The sequence below is a fragment of the Calyptranema fuscum S582 genome, assembly GCF_055793305.1.
The window spans coordinates 104,431-124,542 of sequence record NZ_JBSLYH010000020.1 but is presented as its reverse complement, the minus strand read 5'-3'; the positions used below and the strand labels follow the sequence as shown (position 1 = coordinate 124,542).

The following is a 20,112-nucleotide window of genomic DNA, read 5'->3' as shown; positions in this document are numbered from 1 at the left end:
CAAGGAACAACCCGCAAAAACAAACCCAAGGACCCCTTGTAGGCTTTTCTCAGGGATTGAGTCACGTACAAACTGAATGGGTCTTATTGCTGGCGTGTGATTTATTGAAACTTAGACGGGAACCGCTGCAACGGGCGATCGCTCAGCTAGAGCAACTATCCCCAGAAACCCTGGCATTCCTGGCACGAGATCAAAAAGGTTGGCAGCCGCTATGTGGGTTTTATCGTCAAGCCTGTCGCGAACGTTTGGAAACGTTCATCCAGCAAGGGGGGCGATCGTTTCAGACCTGGTTAGCGACGCAGAAGGTTGAAGAATGGCACCTCAGCGATCGCCAAATTTTGTTCAATTGCAACACGCCAGAAGACTTATAGCGGTGTACAAGTTCGTTCAGTACAGAAATGATGTTGTGAGGCACGGAGCGCCCCACAACACCGTATTGAATCGAACCGTACAGCGCCATACAGCAACCGTTACAAATATTGCACGCGATAAATTCGACCGTTGCTCTCTTCGGTAAACAAGAGACTGCCATCGGGTAAGACCAGCAACCCAACCGGACGTCCCCAGGTTGTGGGTGTACTCGGATCGGTTAAAAATCCCGTGACAAAATCTTCGTAATGCCCAACAGGGCGACCGTCTGCATTAAACGGCACAAACACAATTTTGTAGCCTGTCCCCTGGCTACGATTCCACGATCCCCGAAAAGCAACAAAGGCACCGTTGCGATAACGGTCTGGAAATGTCGCGCCATCATAAAACCGCAGCCCTAACGCCGCAGAATGTGCCTGAAATAAGACATCTGGGGTGCGAGTTTGTGCTGCTAAATCAGGATTACGACTGCGTCCATTGGGGGCTTGCCGAGGATCAAGGCGATCGCTAGACAAATAGGCATAAGGCCAGCCATAAAATGCACCCGCTTGGATACGGGTTAAATAATCGGGCACCAGATCATCCCCCAATCCATCTCGCTCATTTACCGTCGTATACAACTCTCCAGTCGTCGGGTGAAAGTCCAGTCCGACCGGATTGCGGAGTCCGTGGGCAAAGGTTTCTTGATTGGAGCCATCCAAATTCATCACCTGCACCGAGGCACGGGGTAGTGACTCCTCATCCACATTTGAGCGAGAGCCAATCGAGACGTACACCTGTCTGCCATCAGGTGATACGGCTACATTGCGGGTCGAATGTCCGCCCACGGGTAAATCTGCAATTTTTTCGCCCTGATCGGTTAATTGCTCTTGACCATTGTCATAGGGAAAGCGTCTGACTTCGTTGGTGTTTCCCAAAAAGAAGCTGCCAGCGGTAAATGCCATGCCAAAGGGCGAATTTAAGCCATTGCTGGAATCCGCAAAGGTCTGGTTCACGTCGGCAACGCCATCACCATCCTGATCACGCAGCAAACGGATGCGGTTTTGTCGAGTTTCTGCCACCAAGACATCACCCGTGGGGGTTAAGGCGAGCCAGCGAGGGCGATCAAGTCCTGCGGCATAGACCGTGACTACAAATCCGTCGGGCACCTGCAACGAGGCATTTTGGGGGACAGGGATAACGGTGGGCGATCGGGAGGCACTCTGGCTGGCAAACGGGAGCGGCAACTCTGCCAGATTGATTTGAATAGGAACGGGATTCAACGGTTGGGTTGGCACCACGTTTCGGGGCACCGCGTTTTGGGGCACCACAGGCGATTGGGTGTCACTGGCGATCGCATCACTGGGAGAACCTGATGGCTCATTGCGGGCAGACGGTTCAGATGGAACCGAATCAGGGATCGATGGGCTAGCAGTACACGCTGCCAGACTGAATACCAGAAACAGCAGAGAAAAGCGTAGATCAAACATAGGAAGTGAGTCTCTCAACAGCCAACAATCAGGTATTGCTAAATCCCGGCACAACTGTTCATGCCCAAACCTAACAACGCCACAATCTCCACTTCTAGATTTTAAATTTTTCTGCTGGGTCTCGTCTTACAGCCATCTTCAATTGATTAAGACACAGATTTTTTGTTGTGTGCCGCGCTCCGCGCGGCACACAACAAAAAATCTAAACATATTCAAGCGCGAAGCGCTGTATATCGCCATCCTAAATGAGTTGTCAGATAAACGGGCTATGAGAGGCTCACCCCGAAGGGGTGAGCCTCTCATAGCCCATTGGGAATTGGTATATAGCCTGCCACACCGAGGTATAGCAGCCGAGAGGCTGGTTGAACGGGGTGCAGGGGTGGAACCCCTGGCTGGGGGCGCAGTCCCCACACCCCCACCGTCCTAACCCTCTCCTCAATTGCGATAAAACAGATGCTATTGACCTGTCATTTTTGGTGAGAGAGCGACGGCTCCGCCGTCGCTCTCTCAAACACAACATTTATCCCCTCAACGAAATCAGGGCGGAGGTTAAGCCCCCGCCCTGATTGCTCTTTGTAGTTACCATAAGGTGTTGTTAAGCCGTTTCCGATTAAGCGGCACCCGATTGAAATGGGTTGCGACCAATGCCTAACTGATCTTTACTGGTTTCAAGTTTGTGCCAGAGAGATTCAATTTGCTTGAAAGACTCTTCAGGGGAAAGTTTACCGTTGCTTTGAAGGCTGGTAATTAAACTTACGCGATGGGAAAATTCTTGTAAGTTGGCGTTAAACACGAGATTTTCAGGCTTAACCTGACCGTAGTAACGGCTGCAAGGAGAAACAAAATTAGATCGGTCTGGCATGGTTCCCACCCCCTAAGTAAGTAACAAAGACTGTTGTTAACCTTCTATTAACCTAAATTTAACCAAAAATTAGCTGAAATGATCGGTTCTAAAGAACGCGGCGCAAAACCTTAATAAAAACATTACAAAGTCTGGCGGAATCTGCGTTCTTTCCACTCAATGTAGAGGTTGAGTAGGACGATAACATTCGTGCGATCGCTCATTTCTCTAAGCGTTTAGGGCAGTCATTCCGTATTCTCACGGCACCAACCTATTACACCAACTTAAAAGTTTTAGAGGGGGTGGAGGGGGTAAAAATCCCTCTTGGGGGCGCAGCCCCCAAACCCCCATGTTGCAAAATTTTGTGTTTGCAACACTATTTAGCCTCATCAACCCAATTGAGTACACTGCGTCATCAATCGCGATTGGAATTGGGGGTGTGGGGGATAGTGCCCCCTGCACCCTTTATTTCCGTATCCTGCTGGTAAACAGCAGTTCTTAAAACCGTGGCTTAAATAGCACCCAATACTTATTTGGGCAGGCGACGTCTTTGCCGTCGCCCTCTCAAAAAGAATTACAAAAGGGATAGAACAGTTGACCGCTAAAATAATGAAGCTTGTTCTTGGACTTTAGATTCTATGTCTGCGCCACAAAAGCTCTACGAAGGTAAAGCCAAAATCCTCTATCCTACGGATGATCCCGATATCTTGTTAACCGTCTTCAAAGATGACGCGACGGCGTTTAATGCCCAAAAGCGGGGTCAGATCATCGGCAAAGGTGAGATAAATTGCACCATTTCTAACCATCTGTTTCAACTATTAGAAACTCAGGGCATTGCCACCCATCTAATCGACTGCCCCAGCCCCAACACGATGCGAGTGAAAGCCGTCAAAATTGTGTTGCTAGAGGTCGTCGTCAGGAACATTGCAGCCGGTAGTCTCTGTCAACAGACTGGTCTAGAACTAGGAACGATTTTCAAACAGCCGCTCGTAGAGTTTTACTACAAAAATGATGCCCTGGGTGATCCCTTATTAACAAGCGATCGCCTTTTCTTGTTAGAACTGGCAACTCCAGAGCAAGTCGAGCAATTGCGCAGCAAAGCGCTTAAGATTAACCAAATTCTGTCTGATTTTTTTCAGAAATGTGGCATCACCCTGGTAGATTTCAAATTGGAGTTTGGTTTAGATCGCGATCAAAATTTGCTGTTGGCAGATGAGATCAGTCCCGATACCTGCCGCCTGTGGGATCAAAGTAGCACCGATGCCAACCAGCGGGTGATGGATAAAGATCGCTTTCGGCGCGATTTGGGAGATGTAGAAAAAGCCTATCAGCAAGTCCTAGAGCGGGTCTTAGCCCAAGCATCTAGAGCGTGATGGCAGCGAATGCTGTAAAATCTTTCCGTTTACACAAAGTAACGAGCTTGCTTTGTGAATGCGGTTCTTCCCTGATTACTCTTTTCCTGCGTATTTGTCTTCGAGTTTGAGAATATAGCCTCTCGGCGATTTCTTTATTGAGATAAAATTTTGCAGGCTGTGGTGTGTGGATGAGGCTAACAACTTGAACACTATGCGTTTTTCCCCAGTTTTACTGGCACTTCTGACTATATCGGCAACTTGTGGTTTAGCCAGTTCCGTAAAGGCGCAGAACTTGCCCCCGTCCTCATCTCCAGAGCTAGAGAGTGTGGGCGAGCCAGACCTTTCAACAACATCTCAAATTACCCTGACATCGCTGGTCGCGGATCCGTCGCTCCACCCAGCGCCATCGGCGGCAGTGAGTGAGCCAGAGGCGGCGACAGAAACTGCACTTCAGGATTCTGTGCCATCGGTCAGCCAACCAGAATTTTCTTCAGATGCGGTGTTAGCTCAGGTCGGTTCACCGGACGAATTACCTGAAGACTCTAGCAATCCGCCGCCCGGAACCCAAACACCAACGCAGGATGCACCTGACACAATCCAGTTTGATCTGGCACCGGGCCCCACAATTGATGGCACCCCGAATACGCCCGCAACGCCCCCGACTACCCCACCCCCCAGTGGCACCCCGATCTTGCCGCAGAGTACAGAGCCAGAGCCACGTGTTTTAGTGGCTGAGGTGGTCGTCAATGGTGCAGCGGGAGATTTGCAGACGGTTGTTTACGATGCCATTCAGACGCAGGCAGGGCGCACTACAACGCGATCGCAACTCCAGGCAGATATCAATTCTGTGTTTGAGACCGGCTACTTTGCCAATGTCCGAGTGATGCCAGAAGATACCCCATTGGGCGTCAGAATCACTTTTGAGGTCGAGCCAAACCCAGTATTACGCCAGGTGACCTTGGGGGATAGCGCGCTGCAAACCATTCGGGTTGACGGCACTGAGGTTCCTGTCCAACAGGCAGTCGATGGCATTTTTGACGAACAGTATGGTCAAACCCTCAACTTCCGTGAGTTACAAGCGGGAATACAAGAATTAAACCAGTTGTATCAAGACAACGGCTACGTCTTGGCGCAGATCGTGGATGCTCCGAGTGTCGCACCGGATGGCGTCGTGACGCTAAATGTCGCGGAAGGGGTGATTGAAGACATCGAAGTGGTGTTTTTGGACGAAGAGGGCAGTGCCACGGATGAAGATGGCAACCCGATTGAAGGAAAAACCCGCACCTTTATCATCACCCGCGAGTTTAATTCCTATTCGGGAGAGATTTTTAACCAAAACCGCATTCAAGAAGACTTACAACGGGTCTACAACTTAGGTCTGTTTGAAGACGTGCGGGTTTCTCTAAATCCAGGCGATGATCCCCGAAAAGTGGATGTTATTGTCAATGTGATCGAGCGCAACACCGGCTCGATTGCCGCCGGGGTCGGGTTTAGCTCGTCGAGTGGGCTATTTGGTACGGTTAGCTATCAAGAACGAAACCTGGGTGGCAACAACCAGACATTGGGAGCCGAAATTCAGGTCGGACAACGAGATTTGCTGTTTGATATCAGCTTTAGCGATCCCTGGATTGCGACCGATCCATACCGCACGTCCTACACCGTCAATGCGTTTAGTCGTCGGTCGATTTCACTGATCTTTGATGGCGGTGAACGAGAAATTGAGTTGCCCAATGGCGATCGCCCCAGAGTCCAACGTCTGGGAGGTGGGATTAGCTTCAGCCGTCCGCTAGATGAATGGCTGGGTTGGGACAACTGGCGGGGTTCTGCCGGTTTTCAATATCAGCGCGTATCGATTCGAGATGCAGACGGAGCTCTCAGCCCGATCGATGAATTTGGCAACGATCTCAGCTTTAGCGGCTCAGGTACCGATGACCTGTTTTTGCTCCAGCTTTCGGTAGCGCGTGACTTGCGCAACAGCGGAACAGCGCCAACTAGTGGTTCAGTGTTGCGCTTGAGTACAGAGCAAACCATTCCTGTCGGTAACGGCTCGATTACCTTTAACCGTCTGCGAGCCAGCTACAGCCAATACATTCCGGTGCGGTTTACCAACTTTACACCAGGTTGTCAGATGGACAATCCCACGCCAGCAGACTGTCCTCAAACTCTGGCGTTTAACGTGCAGGTCGGCACGGTTTTGGGCGACTTACCCCCTTACGAAGCTTTCTCCTTAGGTGGAACTGACTCCGTTCGGGGCTATGATTCTGGAGAATTGGGAAGTGGTCGCAGTTTTGTCCAGGCAACCGTCGAATATCGCTTCCCCATTTTTGCAATTGTCGGGGGTGCTCTGTTCGTAGACTTTGGCACTGACCTGGGCACAGCGGGCGATGTCCCCGGTAGCCCTGCTGAAATCCGCAATAAGCCAGGGAGTGGCTTTGGTTACGGGTTAGGGGTTCGCGTTCAGTCTCCAGTGGGGCAAATTCGGGTTGATTACGGGATCAACGATGAAGGAGAGGGTCGGATTCATTTCGGCATTGGAGAGCGATTCTAAGACCCCCTCGGCGCAAATTGCCAGGGCGCTTGGGAAATTCTCAGAACTCTATCAAGTTTTCGGATAGAGTCTAAAGAATGAAACAACTGAGTAAATTTAGGGCTTTTGTTCCTAGCCTAAATTTATCCCAGCAGTGAAGGGTGAGAGGTGGGGATGACATCAGGAGTTGACCGTCGAAGTTCAACAATCCGTTCAAATTCAGTCGGTTCACTGCTCCGAACTGAGCAGCACACACTGAAGCGTGAATTTGAGCGCTGTGGCGTAGGATTGCATTCGGGCATGCCTGTACGGGTGCGAGTTCTGCCAGCTGATGTGAATCGGGGTTATTCGTTTGTCCGAGTTGACTTGCCCGGAGCCCCAGAGATTCCTGCCACGGCTCAACGGGTAGGTCAAACCACCCTTTCCACGACACTTCAGGCGGGTGAGGCTACAGTACGCACTGTAGAGCACCTATTGGCAGCACTCAATGGCATGGGTGTAGACAATGCTCAAATTCAAATTGATGCCCCTGAAGTCCCTTTACTCGACGGTTCTGCCCAGGAATGGGTCGAGGCGATCGCCCAATCGGGTCTGATCGGTCAGCACCACCCTCGCCCCCAACAAATTCTCCAAGACCCCATCTGGATACGACAAGACGATGCCTTCGTCGCTGCCCTGCCTGCGCCAGAGTTGCGGTTTACGTATGGCATTGATTTCACGGTATCTGCCATCGGCAACCAGTGGTACAGTTGGGCACCTGCCCAAGAGAGCTTTGCCGAGGCGATCGCTCCGGCTCGTACTTTTGGGTTGGCAGAACAGGTCGAACAGTTGCGGAGTCGTGGATTGATCAAGGGAGGAAGTTTAGAGAATGCCTTAGTCTGCGATCGAGACGGATGGATAAATCCTCCCTTGAGATTTTCAAATGAACCAGTGCGTCATAAACTTTTAGACTTAGTAGGGGATTTAAGTTTACTAGGAACTCTTCCCCTGGCACATTTTCTGGCATATAAAGCCAGTCACCACCTGCATACTCAACTCACTCAGTTACTTGCGCAGGTTAATTAACCCTGTTAAAGGAAGGTTCTCCCTCCTCTTAAATCTTTGTTGCATAGCCCTACTAGAATTTACCCATGTCTACATTGACTGAAGTTCACACTCATACTGCTCAAGTACAGGCTGAAGCTGACTCAGAGGTGATCAACCGTGCACCGTTGAAATCAGTGTTTAGTATTGAAGAAATTCATCAACTTCTGCCACACCGCTATCCCTTCTCTCTCGTCGATCGGATCATTGACTTCGTTCCTGGAGAGCGCGCTACGGGCATCAAAAACGTTACCTACAACGAACCTCATTTCCAAGGTCATTTTCCGGGTCGCCCGATTATGCCGGGTGTGTTGATTGTGGAAGCAATGGCGCAGGTGGGTGGCATTGTGCTGACTCAATTGCCTGATATTCCAGTTGGGCTATTTATGTTTGCTGGCATTGATAAAGTGCGGTTTCGTCGTCCTGTCGTGCCCGGTGATCAGCTCGTGATGACCGTCGAGTTGCTCAGTGTCAAGCGGCGGCGGTTTGGCAAAATGCAAGGTCGTGCTGAAGTAGACGGACAACTCGTCGCAGAGGGTGAGTTGATGTTCTCTATTGTGGATTAGTAGAGGTCGGGTGTTGAAGATCTCTAGTCGTGCAACCGCTAAATTTTGCCATATTGGGAGTTGGGGCTGCGCCCCAGAGAGGGGGGTCGCCCCCTCCATCCCCCGCAAAACTTTTAATCTGGTGCACTCGTATGGGATCGTTTGCCATCTAATATTAAAGATCAAGTATTGAAGATCAAGTGATTCGCAAAATTCAACACCTTGAGACGGCTACACGTTTTTTGCAGCATTGACGCTGACCTATAAATTTTTCAGTTTTATTTCTCAACTCCTAATTCTTTAAACTTTCACCCATACCCCACAGTATCCTTGACTACTCTGATTCATCCAACAGCCGTTATTCATCCTAATGCGGATCTGCATCCGACAGTGCAGGTTGGCGCGTATGCCGTGATTGGTGCCAGGGTTAAGGTAGGTCCTGGGACGATAATCGGACCCCATGTTGTGCTCGATGGTTGGACAGAGATCGGTGCGCGCAATCAAATTTTTCCGGGAGCGGCGATCGGGCTGGAACCGCAAGATCTGAAATACGATGGCTCTCTAACCCTGGTAAAAATTGGGGATGATAATTTAATTCGAGAATACGTCACGATTAATCGGGCAACCCGGTCGGGTGAGGCAACCCTGATTGGCAATAATAATATGCTGATGGCGTATGCCCATGTCGCCCATAATTGCGTCCTGGAAGATCACGTCATCATTTCCAATAGCGTTTCCCTGGCAGGGCATATTCACATTGAGTCGCAAGCTCGCATCAGTGGTGTTTTGGGCGTGCATCAATTTGTCCGGGTGGGGCGCTTGGCAATGATTGCCGGGATGAGCCGTATTGACCGGGATGTGCCGCCGTTTATGCTGGTTGAGGGGAATCCTTCGAAAGTGCGATCGCTCAATTATGTGGGCTTAAAGCGAGCCGGTTTTGCTGACCTGGAAGACGGTCGGGTATTGCAATCGCTGAAAAAAGCATTCCGTCTGCTGTATCGTTCGGAACTCACGTTTAACCAGGCGCTGGAGCAATTAGATGTATTAGCCGATAACGAGCTACTGCAACATCTCTGTCAGTTTATCAAGCTCAGCCAGATGCCGGGACGACGGGGTATTATTCCGGCTAAGAAAAAGAAACGGATTGAAGAGGATGACGAGAAGGGATAACAGTTAAATTTGGTCAGTTGGCTATGGAGCGGTTGGTAACGTAAGCTCAGCGCAGGTTCCAAACCATTCCACCACGAGTATCGCTTGATGAGCATTGCATTACGAGTATCAGAACGGGGTGTGTTGTGATTCCCCAGCGGAAGGGTGAAGAGGGGTTAAGGATAAACGTATTGTGAAAAGCCGTATCTTCATCAGCACCGGAGAAGTCTCTGGGGATCTTCAGGGATCGCTCCTGATTGAGGCATTGTTTCGTCAGGCGGATCGCTTAGGAATAGAGCTGGATATCCTGGGGTTGGGTGGCGATCGCATGGCAAAGGCGGGCGCAACACTATTGGGCAACACCAGCAGCATCGGCTCCATCGGCTTATTTGAATCATTGCCCTACGTCTTACCCACCATCTGGATTCAGCACCGAGCCAAGCGTTATCTCAAGCAACACCCCCCTGATTTGGTGGTGATGATTGATTACCTCGGTCCCAATATTGGTATCGGTAGCTATGCCCGGAATCAGCTGTCTCACATTCCGATTGTTTATTACATCGCTCCGCAAGAATGGGTTTGGTCACTGAGCCCGCGTAATACCCGCCGTATCGTCCAGATGACCGATCGGTTGCTGGCAATTTTTCCAGAAGAAGCTCGCTATTTTCAAGATTGGGGCGTAGACACGACCTATGTGGGGCATCCCCTGATCGATCGGATGCAAACGGCACCCAGTCGGGCAGAGGCGCGTGAGTATTTAGGGATTGCTCCGGACGAGTTGGCGATCGCCCTTTTACCTGCCTCTCGTCCGCAAGAGTTGAAATATCTTGTGCCTGTGATGTTTCAGGCTGCCCAAGAAATCCAGGCGAAGTTGCCGGAGGTGCGGTTCTGGATTCCGCTTTCGTTGGACATTTATCGTCGTCCTTTAGAACGCGCCATTCAACGCTATGGGTTGCGAGCACGATTGGTGACCCAGCACACCCAAATGGCGATCGCTGCTGCCGACCTGGCAATTACTAAATCAGGCACCGTAAACCTGGAAATTGCCCTCATGAACGTTCCGCAAGTGGTGATGTATCGGGTGAGTCCGTTTACTGCCTGGATTGGCGAACATTTGCTAAAATTTTCAATTCCGTTTATGTCACCGCCCAACCTGGCACTGATGCAGCCGATTGTGCCCGAATTTATGCAGTATCAGGCGACGCCTGCCAATATTACCCAGGCAGCCATTGACCTGTTACTCAATCCCGATCGGCAGCAATTGATGTTAGACGACTATGCCAGAATGCGGCAGGTTTTAGGCGAACCAGGGGTCTGCGATCGCGCTGCCCAAGAAATCTTGAACCTGTTGATGCGCGACGGGTCTAGACCTACTCAATCCCAGTCGGGATGACTGGAACTATGATCCCACGCTGATTGCCTGACACATCTCTGTAAGGGCAGGTTTAGCAAATCTCTGATCGCTTTGCAGTCAGCATATACAACGGTACGCATTAGGGTTAGGACGGGGTGCAGGGGTGGAACCCCTGCGTAGGGACACCGCCCCCATCCCCCCGATGTCCTAACTGGATTGCGTAGAGCCATACAACGGTGTACAAGTTCGTTAAGCACAGAGACAGTGTTGTGGGGCGCTCCGCGCCCCACAACACTGTCCTGAATCAACCTGCATAACGCTATAGAAACGGTATAAGACGTTTATGTCTACGTATGATGCCATTTATGCGATCGTTCGCCAAATTCCACCGGGGACAGTAGCCACTTACGGTCAGGTCGCAGATCTAGCCAACTTACCTGGACGGGCACGATTGGTTGGCTATGCGCTCTATCGGGTAGATATGCGATCGCCTGATATTCCCTGGCAACGGGTGGTCAATGCCCAGGGCAGGGTTTCAGAGTCGCCGTTTCGTCACGGCAGCGACCATCTTCAGCGATCGCTGTTAGAGCAAGAAGGCATTGAGTTTACCCCCGAAGGCACGATTGATTTAAGTCGCTACCGATGGCGATCGCCTGTGTAACATACACGTTGAGAGGGAGCTGTGCAGAGCGCGGCTCCCTCAACGCCCGTCATCGATCCAGGCGTCAAGCGCTGTCGTTAACAGCCGATCCCTAATAACTAAAGCTAAAATCATCCAGCGTAAATTGACCATCGAAGGTTTGAAACATGACCCGATGGATATTAGAGGCTTTCAGGCTTAATTTGACATTAGCGGGGGTAGGAGAACTGGACCCTGCCAGATTGGCTCCGGGGCTTTCGGTACGGGCAACAGGCTGCCCTTCAGCGTCGTAGGCAAGCAACACCGTGCGCCGAGAGCCGGTGACAAACCCAGCCACAGACCGCACCGGAATCTCAAACTTTGCTTCTACCCAGCCATCTTTGGGCGAACCCATCAGCACCGTCTTGCCCGACCGAGGCGGAAAGGCAGGATTAGAGGGTTGCAGTGCGATCGCATTAGAGAAGGTGACGCCACACTTCTGAAACTGCCGCTCTACCACTTCAAAACACCGCAACTTTTCTAAGTCTAAATGGACGCAAGACTTAGGCTTAGTCGGAACCAGGGACGACCCAGCCGGCCCGGGATCTTGAAAAGGACTGGTTGGAAAAACAGGAGCTTCAGCAAACTCAGCTTCGACTTCAAGACGATTGAAGGGCTGGTCAAAATCACGTTGAAACCCAGATGGCTTTACCATATCCTCTCCCAGAGATGACCTCATAACACTGACCAACATGGTTAACAGAACATTCACAACGGTCGAATCGTTCCGTTTCTCGTTACTTCAGCCAACATCGATCTCTCGTGTGTGAGATCGGGTAGCTGAAAAAAATATGAGAGATACAAACTAGACGCTAGGTTCTAGACAAAAGTGGCTCTCTCACTAACCAAACGTTGCAGCAATGTCACCCTGAGGAACTCGTAAACCCAAATCAATCGAAACCAAAAACCCATGTATCAAAAGATACTTGGCTTTCTATGTAGATACTCTTATTTTTACCTTAATCTCAAACTTTTCGATAGATGCAACCGCTCTTATGCAGCAAAATTTAATCTTTGACCGTCTGAGTCATCTATCTTAAGGCAGATATATGGGCTGTGCTTTTCAGATATCGGCTTAACGGTTGAGTAGTTTTTCAACGCTTTAGCGATCGCTGTGGTTGATAGAACGCCCTCAGATTAGCCTCAGTGTATTCACAGACATTGAGAATTTGTCTTGGAATCTCATCGGCGCAGTCAATCTGGCAAACCGTTTTCAGCCCCAGCACCCTGTACTCCAGATAGAGAACAGTGACTTCATCATGAATTTAAACTATCTATGGAAGAAGGCACTATTTCTTTATATCATTACATTATGTTACAACCATCCGGCTTTTTACAACAATCCGTAGCGACTAGTTTAGGGAATATCGTTTATTACACAGCGGATGGTCCCTTTTCTCAACCATCGATGTGGCTAGACCGAAGCGACTATAGCGATCGCCCGACGTTAGCATTCCTGCATGGCTTTGGCGGCGGGTCTTCGGCGTATGAATGGTCTAAGGTCTATCCGGCATTTGCCAGCGAATACCGCATCATTGCCCCCGATCTGTTGGGATGGGGGCGTTCTGAGCATCTCAGTCGCTATTACCAGATCGATGATTATCTGACGACACTCACCGAGTTTTTAGAAAAAACCTTTGAAGCACCCACCACTGTTATTGCGTCTTCTTTAACGGCTGCTTTGGTGATTCGAGTGGCGATCGCGCGTCCCGATTTATTTCAGTCGTTGATTTTGGTGACGCCTTCGGGATTATCTGACTTTGGCAACGACTATAGCCGCAGCTTCTTTGCTCAGTTAGTCAGCACTCCCGTTGTCGATCGGTTGCTTTACAATGTGGCGATCGCGTCTAGCAATGGCATTCGCAGCTTTTTAGAACAACGCCAATTTGCTCGCCCTGAGCGAATTTATCCCGAAATTGTAGATGCCTACCTTAAGTCTGCCCAACAACCCAACGCTGAATACAGTGCGCTTTCCTTTGTTCGGGGTAATTTATGTTTTGACCTTGCCAGCTACATTACCCAGTTGACCGTGCCAACCGCCATGCTCTGGGGACGGCAAGCCCAATTTACCGGCCCCGAAATTGGTCAACGGCTGGCTGCACTCAATCCCCAAGCCATTCAACATCTAGAAATTCTCGATGACGTGGGGCTGACCCCCCAACTCGAACTCCCTGCGGTCACCATCGGCTTGATCCGCAAATTCTTAACCCAGTTGAATGGGTCTCGCCCCACGTAAAGACAGGAGTTCTGCTGTGGCAACCCTCTGCGGTTTCAGATCTGGCGAGTGGATTTCGATCGGGTTGCGGTTGAATAGTGCGATCGCGACACCCTACCTGAAACGGGATGATCTGGATGGTGATGCCTGAGGCATCACCATCCATGCCGCAAATAGACCATCAGGCTGGCAATAATCCTTTTTCTGCCAACCATGCCTGATTAAATAACCGCGACTGGTAGCGGGCACCGCCATCACACAGCACCGTGACAATGGTATGTCCGGGTCCCAGTTGCTTGGCTAGGGTAACGGCGGCGGCGACATTGATCCCCACGGAGCCACCCATAAACAACCCATCCTGACGCAGCAGTTGATAAATCACCTGGATTGCTTCCAGATCATGAATCTGAAGGGCGTTGTCGATAGGGACATTTTCCATATTGGCAGTGACACGGCTATTGCCAATGCCTTCGGTAATCGAGCTGCCTTCCAGCTGAATTTGTCCCGTTTTGGCGTAGCTATAGAGACCGCTGCCCATCGGATCTGCCAGCACACACGTTATATCTGGATTTTTCTCTTTTAAGAAGAGTGCGACTCCGGCATAGGTGCCACCAGTTCCAGTAGCACAAACCCAGGCATCGACTTTACCCTCGGTCTGTTGCCAGATTTCGGGGCCTGTGGTTTCGTAATGGGCTTGGCGATTTGCCAGGTTATCAAACTGGTTTGCCCAGATCGCATTCTCCATTTCTTCGGCAACCCGTCCCGATAATTTGACGTAGTTGTTGGGATCGCGGTACGGCACAGCCGGAACTGGGCGAACTTCTGCCCCTAGCGTGCGCAACAAATCCATTTTTTCTTGCGACTGCGTATCGGGGATAATAATCAGGCATTTATAGCCTTTGGCATTACAGATGTGGGCTAAGCCAATGCCCGTATTGCCTGCGGTACCTTCGACCACCGTGCCACCAGGTTTGAGCAAGCCTTTTTTTTCTGCATCTTCAATGATGTAAAGGGCAGCTCGGTCTTTGACCGATCCCCCTGGATTGAGAAACTCGGCTTTACCTAAAATCTCGCATCCGGTTGCCTCACTGAAACTGTCTAACCGAATGAGGGGCGTGTTGCCAATGGTTCCTACAAATCCATGCTTAATATCCATTGTTGAGTTCCTGCGTCCTATTTCTATCTAGGGCTGTATACCTTGAGCTTACCAACGTCGAGCCGTTCAGACTAGCCCTTTAGGGTTGGGCGATCGCACGTCTCAGGGTGGGGCATGGTTGAATGCGGCTGTGCATGGGGACGCAAGCCCCCGGTTTACCGTTCTGATTCGCGCCCAAACCCAGTAACACCCCCGATGCTGCTAAGCTGATTGAAGCAATTAGACCCTTCGTTTGCCAAAGTTTGCCGATATGTCTTCTACCGGACTCTTGAGTTGGTTACGCCTGCCTGAAGCGACTCAAATGCAGGATTTAGATAACCCTGACAATATTCATACGATCCGCACTATTATCAAGCGCAAACCGTTTTTAAGAAATACTTACAAGAGCTTTTATCAAGACTTACTCAGCAAAATTAAAACCGTTCCATCGGATGGCGATGTGATTGAATTGGGCAGTGGAGCCAGTTTTTTAAAAAGCATGGCTCCCTCCATTGTCACCTCCGATATTTTGCCTTATAGCGGTGTTGATCGGGTGTTTTCAGCCATGGATATTCCGCTGAAAGATGGCACCGCTAGCGCCTTTTTGATGATCGATGTGTTGCACCACATCAAAGACTCCAGGCTGTTTTTTCAAGAAATGCAGCGATGTCTTAAAGTCGGCGGCAAGGTAGTCATGATCGAGCCTGCCAACACACTCTGGTCAAAATTTATTTATACCCATTTCCATCACGAACCCTTTGAAACCAGAGGGGGATGGGGTTTTGAAGAGGGTGGTCCGTTATCCGGAGCCAATATGGCAATTCCCTGGATTATTTTTAGCCGCGATGCCCAAATGTTTGCAGAAGAATTTCCCCAATTTAAAGTGCGATCGCAGCGAGTCCATACGCCATTTCGATATTTGCTCAGTGGCGGATTATCGTTCAGGCAACTGTTGCCTTCCCCCTTATATAAAGGGGTGGAATTGCTTGAATGGTTACTCAGTCCGTTCAACAATTACTTAGGCATGTTTGTCACCATCGAACTCGAAAAGATTGGATAAGGATCGTGAATGAAATAAATTCTCGTAGACCCCATTAAAAGTTTTAAACGGGGTGCAGGGGTGGAACCCCTGCGTGGGGCTTCGCCCCACCCCCCAGGGTGCCAAATTTAGGGTTCGCAACCCTAGTTCTTATTTGAGAGCGCGACGGCTTCGCCGTCGTGCGCTCAAAAAATTAGGCGTTGCTGATTTTGGGTATGAATTTGAACGTGAAACCAAAGGTTTCACGTTCAAATTCATACCATTATTAAGCACCGCCAAAAATTATGACATGGGCGGATCAGTCGATGTCTGCTTGCAATACATTGGCGATCGCTGCTTTGGCGTTGATGACAAACTCCTGGACATTGACTCGGCTGAGCAACCCAACTGCCACGATCATGGCGGTGGCTTCGGCAAAAAACACCAGCCCGTAGGCAAACGTGGCAGTTCCACCAAACAGCGTCTTGCCTAAATCAAGTAACGCGCCGCCGCTAATGGTGGCAAATCCTCGTGCCCAGGCTTGGGCTAAACCCCAGGCACCGATAAATGTGCCAGCCGTTTCTGCGGCAGTCAGGTCGAGCATCAGGGTAATCGCCCCGGTGGTGGCAACGCCGGATGCCAAACCAAACAGCAACATGACCCACTGGAGCAGTTGGGGCACTTGAGTCAAGCCAGCCACAATCAGCAATAGGGCACAGAAAGCAACCAGAAAGCAGCCCAGGCGGGTCGTCGCTTGCTTACCCATGCGAGGGATGATCAAAAACCCTGTGGTCGTCATCCCCATAATTGTCCCCACGCCAAAGAAGGCATTGAGCAAGGTCGTTTCGCCCACCTTCATGCCAAACACCTCAGCCCCATAGGCTTCTAAAACGGCATCTTGCATAAACAAGCCCATCGTCATGGTGATCAAAAAGGCAAAAAATAGCCCCGTCTGCCGCGATGCCGTCAACACCTTCCAGGCTCTGCCCAGAGTGATGCTATCTTCCCGATCGACCACCACCGAGCGCGATGGGTAGCGAGAATATTTGGGTTCAATCCCAATAGTCCCGATGACGGATAGGACGATGACCAGAAGTGGCAGGACGATGAACAGGGTGCTGACGACCTGCTGCAAAACGGCAGGTGGGGCATCGGCTTCTAGCTGGCTGAGAGAACCAAAAATGCCACCGGCTGCCAAAATCGTGCCAAACAACAGCATTGCCCAGACGATGCCAACCAGCTTAGAGCGATTGTTGTCTTCGGAAACATCGACTAATAATGCGGCAAAGGGCGTAGACCCGGCACTGATGCCTAACCCATACAGGGCAAAGACAAACGCCAACACCAGTGCCCACCCCCGGCTTTGCGTGCAATTGGCTTGAACAAAGAAGTCTTGCAGGGCTGCCCATCCGGTCGTTTGAACGGTGCAACTTTCTGTGGTGAGGCTGGCACCCAACTGCCACACCACTTGTACGGCTAAAAAGGCGATCGCCGCTGTGAACACAACGCTGATCCAGACGTAGCCCGTGCGATGTTGCCCAAACAACGGTTTTGAGTCCGACAGTTGACCAAACCAGACACGGGCTGGGGCAACAAAATAGGGAACGGCGAGAATTACAGCGACGATAGTAGGGGCGATCGCCAATTCTTTGATCATGATCCGGTTGAGCAATCCCAACGTCAGAATCGACATAATCCCTAACCCCATCTGATACAACCCCATGCGAAACATGGTTGGGAGTTGGATGCTGGGATACCGAATCGTCTCAGTTTGGATAAAGTGATCGGAGGTCATGCGGCTGCCAAATGGTTCGATTACAGGTTAGTTTTCTTGGGTTTGGGCGTTCCGCATTCGGGGAGTGGGCGACGCCCACTCCCCGAATGCGGAACGCCTATGATTTAAACATATCGGAATCAATCCCCCCGATGGATCAACCCAGGATTATTTTGGGCATTGCTGATTTTTGGTAGCGCGGCGACGCCGCGCTACCAAAAATCAACATCCGGGTTTTGTTGAATTGGTGATCCTGAGTGCGAAAAGAGGGTGAAATCTGAGACATATCACCTACTGCCGCAGCCTTTCATAGAATAGTCCTGCATGCACACCACTACATCCACCATACAATCTCAGGTCAGGCACTACAGCTGGTAGGACGGTTTCTCAGGGAAGGGCTGAATGATATACTTTACGGATTTGGTGATCGAAAAAAATCGTGTCGGTATCTTTCTAGTCATGGCAATGCGGTTCAGGCATTTGGCACCGTCAACATCATCGACTCACTGGCAAACCCGATGAGCGCTTCCTTAGGTAAGGCTGATGGATTCAACTCTTGAGATCACCTTGCAGATGGTCATGACCATCGTCGCAGGGATTAGTGCTCAAGTGCTGGCAGATTATCTGAAAGTCCCCAGCATTGTTTTTTTACTTCTCTTCGGCATTGCCCTGGGGTCTGATGGTCTGGGCGTGTTGCATCCGCAAGTCCTGGGGTCTGGTTTAGAGGTCATTGTCGCGCTGTGTGTTGCCCTGATCTTGTTTGAGGGAGGGCTGAGTCTAGAGTTACGCGATCTGGGGACGGTCTCCGATAGCTTGCGCAACCTGGTTACCTTTGGCACCCTGATCACGTTGATCGGGGGCGGCATGTCGGCGCATTGGTTTGCTGAGTTTCCCTGGGCGATCGCGTTTCTCTATGCCTCTCTGGTGGTGGTCACAGGCCCTACCGTGGTCGGTCCTTTACTCAAGCAAGTCAAAGTCGATCGCCGCGTCTCTGCCCTGTTAGAAGGTGAAGGCGTCCTGATCGATCCAGTCGGTGCGATTTTGGCAGTGGTCGTACTGGACGTGATTCTCAATGGCGATGCCGATGTGGTCTCCGTTGTCAGTGGGCTAGTGCTGCGGTTGGGAGTTGGTGCGGCGATCGGAGGTCTGGGGGGTTGGCTGCTCAGCCTGACGCTGAAACATGCCAAATTCCTGTCGGAAGATCTGAAGAATCTCGTGGTTCTGGCATGGCTGTGGGGATTGTTTGGCATGGCTCAGGCAATCCGCAGCGAATCAGGGCTAATGGCAACGGTGGTGGCTGGGGTCGTGTTAGGGGCAGCCGGTTTGCCCGACGAACGTCTGCTGCGCCGCTTTAAAGGACAGCTAACGATTTTGGCAGTGTCGGTGCTGTTTATTATGCTGTCGGCCGATTTATCCATTGCTAGCTTATTTGCCCTGGGTAAAGGAGCCGTGATCACCGTCGCCATTCTGATGTTTGTCGTGCGCCCGATTAACGTCTGGCTTTGCACCCTCAACAGCAGCATGAACTGGCGACAAAAGTTATTTGTCTGCTGGGTTGCGCCGCGCGGTATTGTGTCTGCCTCCGTTGCCTCATTGTTTTCCATTTTGTTGACGGAACGGGGCATCAATGGGGGGGATGCCATCAAAGCGCTGGTTTTTTTGACGATTATCTCCACAGTATTTGTGCAGGGGTTAACCGCAGGCTGGATTGCTCAGTGGCTTGGTATTACTTCCAGTCAGGCGACGGGGGCTGTGATTGTCGGGTGCAACCCACTCAGCCGATTAATTGCCCGTCTGTTTCATGAAAAGGGTGAATCTGTGGTGTTGATTGACACCGATGCCGATGCTTGTCAATTAGCCCGTGACGAAGGATTCACCACCTTTGTCAGCAGTGCCCTGGATACAGATGTACTGGAAAAAGCAGGCTTAGCAACGGCAGGTACATTTTTAGCCATGACCAATAATGGTGAAGTAAATGTGGTTCTGGCACAGCGAGCCGTCGAAGAATTTCAGCCGCCGAGAGTGTTGGCAATTTTTCCGGGTGATACTTCATCTACTACCAGTACAAGCCCCAAAGTGCAACAGGCATTTATCCCCGAAATTGCTCTGAAAACCTGGAATCGTTACATCAGTGATAACAAGATTCGTCTGGGTGAAACGATGATTCAACCCGCTACGGTGGAGGAACAGCGATCGCACTTGAAAGCATTAGTTGAGTCAGGTGAATTTGTCCCGATTTTGCTAGAGCGGGAAGGGCGTATCTTGATCAATCAGGGGATAGACGATTGGCAAGTTGGCGATCGCTTAATTTATCTGCTGCATGATCCGCGTGCAACCATGGTGAAGCGGCTGGCGGGCAGTTCTAGACCGCAACGGCTGAGTCTGGAAAAACTTCCCCAGATCGAAGAAATTCCTCGCTCGGTGAAATCCGACGAAACCCCAGTGCAAGAGCTGAAACCCAGCAGAAAAGTTGCCGAAGAGCTGACGAACGCGAGCCTTGATCTCACCCCTGCCGACATAGAGATTGTTGATAGTCCCAGTTGATTTCTGTCCCAAGTCAGCCCCATGCTGATAGTATCCCTACCTAACCCGCTGGCAC

16 protein-coding genes are annotated in these 20,112 nt (G+C 50.7%); 11 read left to right on the top strand and 5 right to left on the bottom strand.

Annotated features, from left to right (window positions below; genetic code table 11):
- Window positions 1-371, top strand: a 371-nt coding sequence (locus ACR6Z4_RS15390; RefSeq protein WP_479718170.1) for an NTP transferase domain-containing protein, incomplete at its 5' end; no start/stop codon positions are given.
- A gap of 99 nt (window positions 372-470) precedes the next feature.
- On the opposite strand, the gene ACR6Z4_RS15385 is transcribed toward ACR6Z4_RS15390, so the two are convergent.
- On the bottom strand, window positions 471-1,838 hold the full coding sequence (locus tag ACR6Z4_RS15385; protein WP_479718169.1) for a PQQ-dependent sugar dehydrogenase: 1,368 nt from the start codon (window positions 1,836-1,838) through the stop codon (window positions 471-473).
- 610 nt (window positions 1,839-2,448) lie between these two features.
- On the bottom strand, window positions 2,449-2,700 hold the full coding sequence (locus ACR6Z4_RS15380) for a DUF7219 family protein (protein WP_479718168.1): 252 nt from the start codon (window positions 2,698-2,700) through the stop codon (window positions 2,449-2,451).
- Window positions 2,701-3,317: 617 nt separating this feature from the next.
- On the opposite strand from ACR6Z4_RS15380, the gene purC reads away from it, so the two are divergent.
- The 7 genes from purC (at window position 3,318) to ACR6Z4_RS15345 (ending at window position 11,353) form a co-directional block, all read left to right on the top strand.
- Window positions 3,318-4,052, top strand: a complete 735-nt coding sequence (gene purC / locus ACR6Z4_RS15375; protein WP_479718167.1) for a phosphoribosylaminoimidazolesuccinocarboxamide synthase — start codon at window positions 3,318-3,320, stop codon at window positions 4,050-4,052.
- A 193-nt stretch (window positions 4,053-4,245) separates the two neighbouring features.
- A complete protein-coding gene (locus ACR6Z4_RS15370) occupies window positions 4,246-6,582 on the top strand; it encodes a BamA/TamA family outer membrane protein (RefSeq protein ID WP_479718166.1) in 2,337 nt (778 codons plus the stop codon).
- 153 nt (window positions 6,583-6,735) lie between these two features.
- Window positions 6,736-7,626, top strand: a complete 891-nt coding sequence (gene lpxC / locus ACR6Z4_RS15365) for a UDP-3-O-acyl-N-acetylglucosamine deacetylase (RefSeq protein WP_479718165.1) — start codon at window positions 6,736-6,738, stop codon at window positions 7,624-7,626.
- Window positions 7,627-7,691: 65 nt separating this feature from the next.
- Window positions 7,692-8,210, top strand: coding sequence for a 3-hydroxyacyl-ACP dehydratase FabZ (gene fabZ / locus ACR6Z4_RS15360; protein WP_479718164.1), 519 nt, complete (start codon window positions 7,692-7,694; stop codon window positions 8,208-8,210).
- A gap of 309 nt (window positions 8,211-8,519) precedes the next feature.
- Entirely contained in the window at window positions 8,520-9,359 is an 840-nt protein-coding gene (gene lpxA, locus ACR6Z4_RS15355; RefSeq protein ID WP_479718163.1) for an acyl-ACP--UDP-N-acetylglucosamine O-acyltransferase, read from the top strand.
- A 172-nt stretch (window positions 9,360-9,531) separates the two neighbouring features.
- Window positions 9,532-10,731 (top strand): lipid-A-disaccharide synthase, encoded by a 1,200-nt coding sequence (lpxB, locus tag ACR6Z4_RS15350; RefSeq protein ID WP_479718162.1) that lies wholly within the window; start codon window positions 9,532-9,534, stop codon window positions 10,729-10,731.
- A gap of 304 nt (window positions 10,732-11,035) precedes the next feature.
- Entirely contained in the window at window positions 11,036-11,353 is a 318-nt protein-coding gene (locus ACR6Z4_RS15345; RefSeq protein WP_479718161.1) for an MGMT family protein, read from the top strand.
- A gap of 91 nt (window positions 11,354-11,444) precedes the next feature.
- Here ACR6Z4_RS15345 and ACR6Z4_RS15340 read toward each other — a convergent pair whose 3' ends face one another.
- The gene (locus ACR6Z4_RS15340; protein ID WP_479718160.1) at window positions 11,445-12,026 is read right to left on the bottom strand and encodes a hypothetical protein; all 582 of its coding nucleotides are present in this window, start codon (window positions 12,024-12,026) and stop codon (window positions 11,445-11,447) included.
- A gap of 657 nt (window positions 12,027-12,683) precedes the next feature.
- Here ACR6Z4_RS15340 and ACR6Z4_RS15335 point away from each other — a divergent pair.
- Window positions 12,684-13,607, top strand: coding sequence for an alpha/beta fold hydrolase (locus ACR6Z4_RS15335; RefSeq protein ID WP_479718177.1), 924 nt, complete (start codon window positions 12,684-12,686; stop codon window positions 13,605-13,607).
- 160 nt (window positions 13,608-13,767) lie between these two features.
- On the opposite strand, the gene ACR6Z4_RS15330 is transcribed toward ACR6Z4_RS15335, so the two are convergent.
- On the bottom strand, window positions 13,768-14,742 hold the full coding sequence (locus ACR6Z4_RS15330) for a cysteine synthase A (protein ID WP_479718159.1): 975 nt from the start codon (window positions 14,740-14,742) through the stop codon (window positions 13,768-13,770).
- A 250-nt stretch (window positions 14,743-14,992) separates the two neighbouring features.
- Between ACR6Z4_RS15330 and ACR6Z4_RS15325 the strand changes: the two genes are divergently transcribed.
- Window positions 14,993-15,781, top strand: a complete 789-nt coding sequence (locus tag ACR6Z4_RS15325; RefSeq protein WP_479718158.1) for a class I SAM-dependent methyltransferase — start codon at window positions 14,993-14,995, stop codon at window positions 15,779-15,781.
- A gap of 277 nt (window positions 15,782-16,058) precedes the next feature.
- Here ACR6Z4_RS15325 and ACR6Z4_RS15320 read toward each other — a convergent pair whose 3' ends face one another.
- Window positions 16,059-17,534 (bottom strand): BCD family MFS transporter, encoded by a 1,476-nt coding sequence (locus ACR6Z4_RS15320; protein ID WP_479718157.1) that lies wholly within the window; start codon window positions 17,532-17,534, stop codon window positions 16,059-16,061.
- A gap of 522 nt (window positions 17,535-18,056) precedes the next feature.
- On the opposite strand from ACR6Z4_RS15320, the gene ACR6Z4_RS15315 reads away from it, so the two are divergent.
- The gene (locus ACR6Z4_RS15315) at window positions 18,057-20,057 is read left to right on the top strand and encodes a cation:proton antiporter (protein WP_479718156.1); all 2,001 of its coding nucleotides are present in this window, start codon (window positions 18,057-18,059) and stop codon (window positions 20,055-20,057) included.
- The last annotated feature ends 55 nt before the right edge of the window (window positions 20,058-20,112 follow it).

What these genes read in the sequence shown, in the direction of transcription:
- ACR6Z4_RS15385 (WP_479718169.1), bottom strand. Translation starts at nt 1,838, where the DNA reads ATGTTTGATCTACGCTTTTCTCTGCTGTTTCTGGTATTCAGTCTGGCA.
- ACR6Z4_RS15380 (WP_479718168.1), bottom strand. Translation starts at nt 2,700, where the DNA reads ATGCCAGACCGATCTAATTTTGTTTCTCCTTGCAGCCGTTACTACGGT.
- purC (WP_479718167.1), top strand. Translation starts at nt 3,318, where the DNA reads ATGTCTGCGCCACAAAAGCTCTACGAAGGTAAAGCCAAAATCCTCTAT.
- ACR6Z4_RS15370 (WP_479718166.1), top strand. Translation starts at nt 4,246, where the DNA reads ATGCGTTTTTCCCCAGTTTTACTGGCACTTCTGACTATATCGGCAACT.
- lpxC (WP_479718165.1), top strand. Translation starts at nt 6,736, where the DNA reads ATGACATCAGGAGTTGACCGTCGAAGTTCAACAATCCGTTCAAATTCA.
- fabZ (WP_479718164.1), top strand. Translation starts at nt 7,692, where the DNA reads ATGTCTACATTGACTGAAGTTCACACTCATACTGCTCAAGTACAGGCT.
- ACR6Z4_RS15345 (WP_479718161.1), top strand. Translation starts at nt 11,036, where the DNA reads ATGTCTACGTATGATGCCATTTATGCGATCGTTCGCCAAATTCCACCG.
- ACR6Z4_RS15340 (WP_479718160.1), bottom strand. Translation starts at nt 12,026, where the DNA reads ATGGTAAAGCCATCTGGGTTTCAACGTGATTTTGACCAGCCCTTCAAT.
- ACR6Z4_RS15335 (WP_479718177.1), top strand. Translation starts at nt 12,684, where the DNA reads ATGTTACAACCATCCGGCTTTTTACAACAATCCGTAGCGACTAGTTTA.
- ACR6Z4_RS15330 (WP_479718159.1), bottom strand. Translation starts at nt 14,742, where the DNA reads ATGGATATTAAGCATGGATTTGTAGGAACCATTGGCAACACGCCCCTC.
- ACR6Z4_RS15325 (WP_479718158.1), top strand. Translation starts at nt 14,993, where the DNA reads ATGTCTTCTACCGGACTCTTGAGTTGGTTACGCCTGCCTGAAGCGACT.
- ACR6Z4_RS15320 (WP_479718157.1), bottom strand. Translation starts at nt 17,534, where the DNA reads ATGACCTCCGATCACTTTATCCAAACTGAGACGATTCGGTATCCCAGC.
- ACR6Z4_RS15315 (WP_479718156.1), top strand. Translation starts at nt 18,057, where the DNA reads ATGGATTCAACTCTTGAGATCACCTTGCAGATGGTCATGACCATCGTC.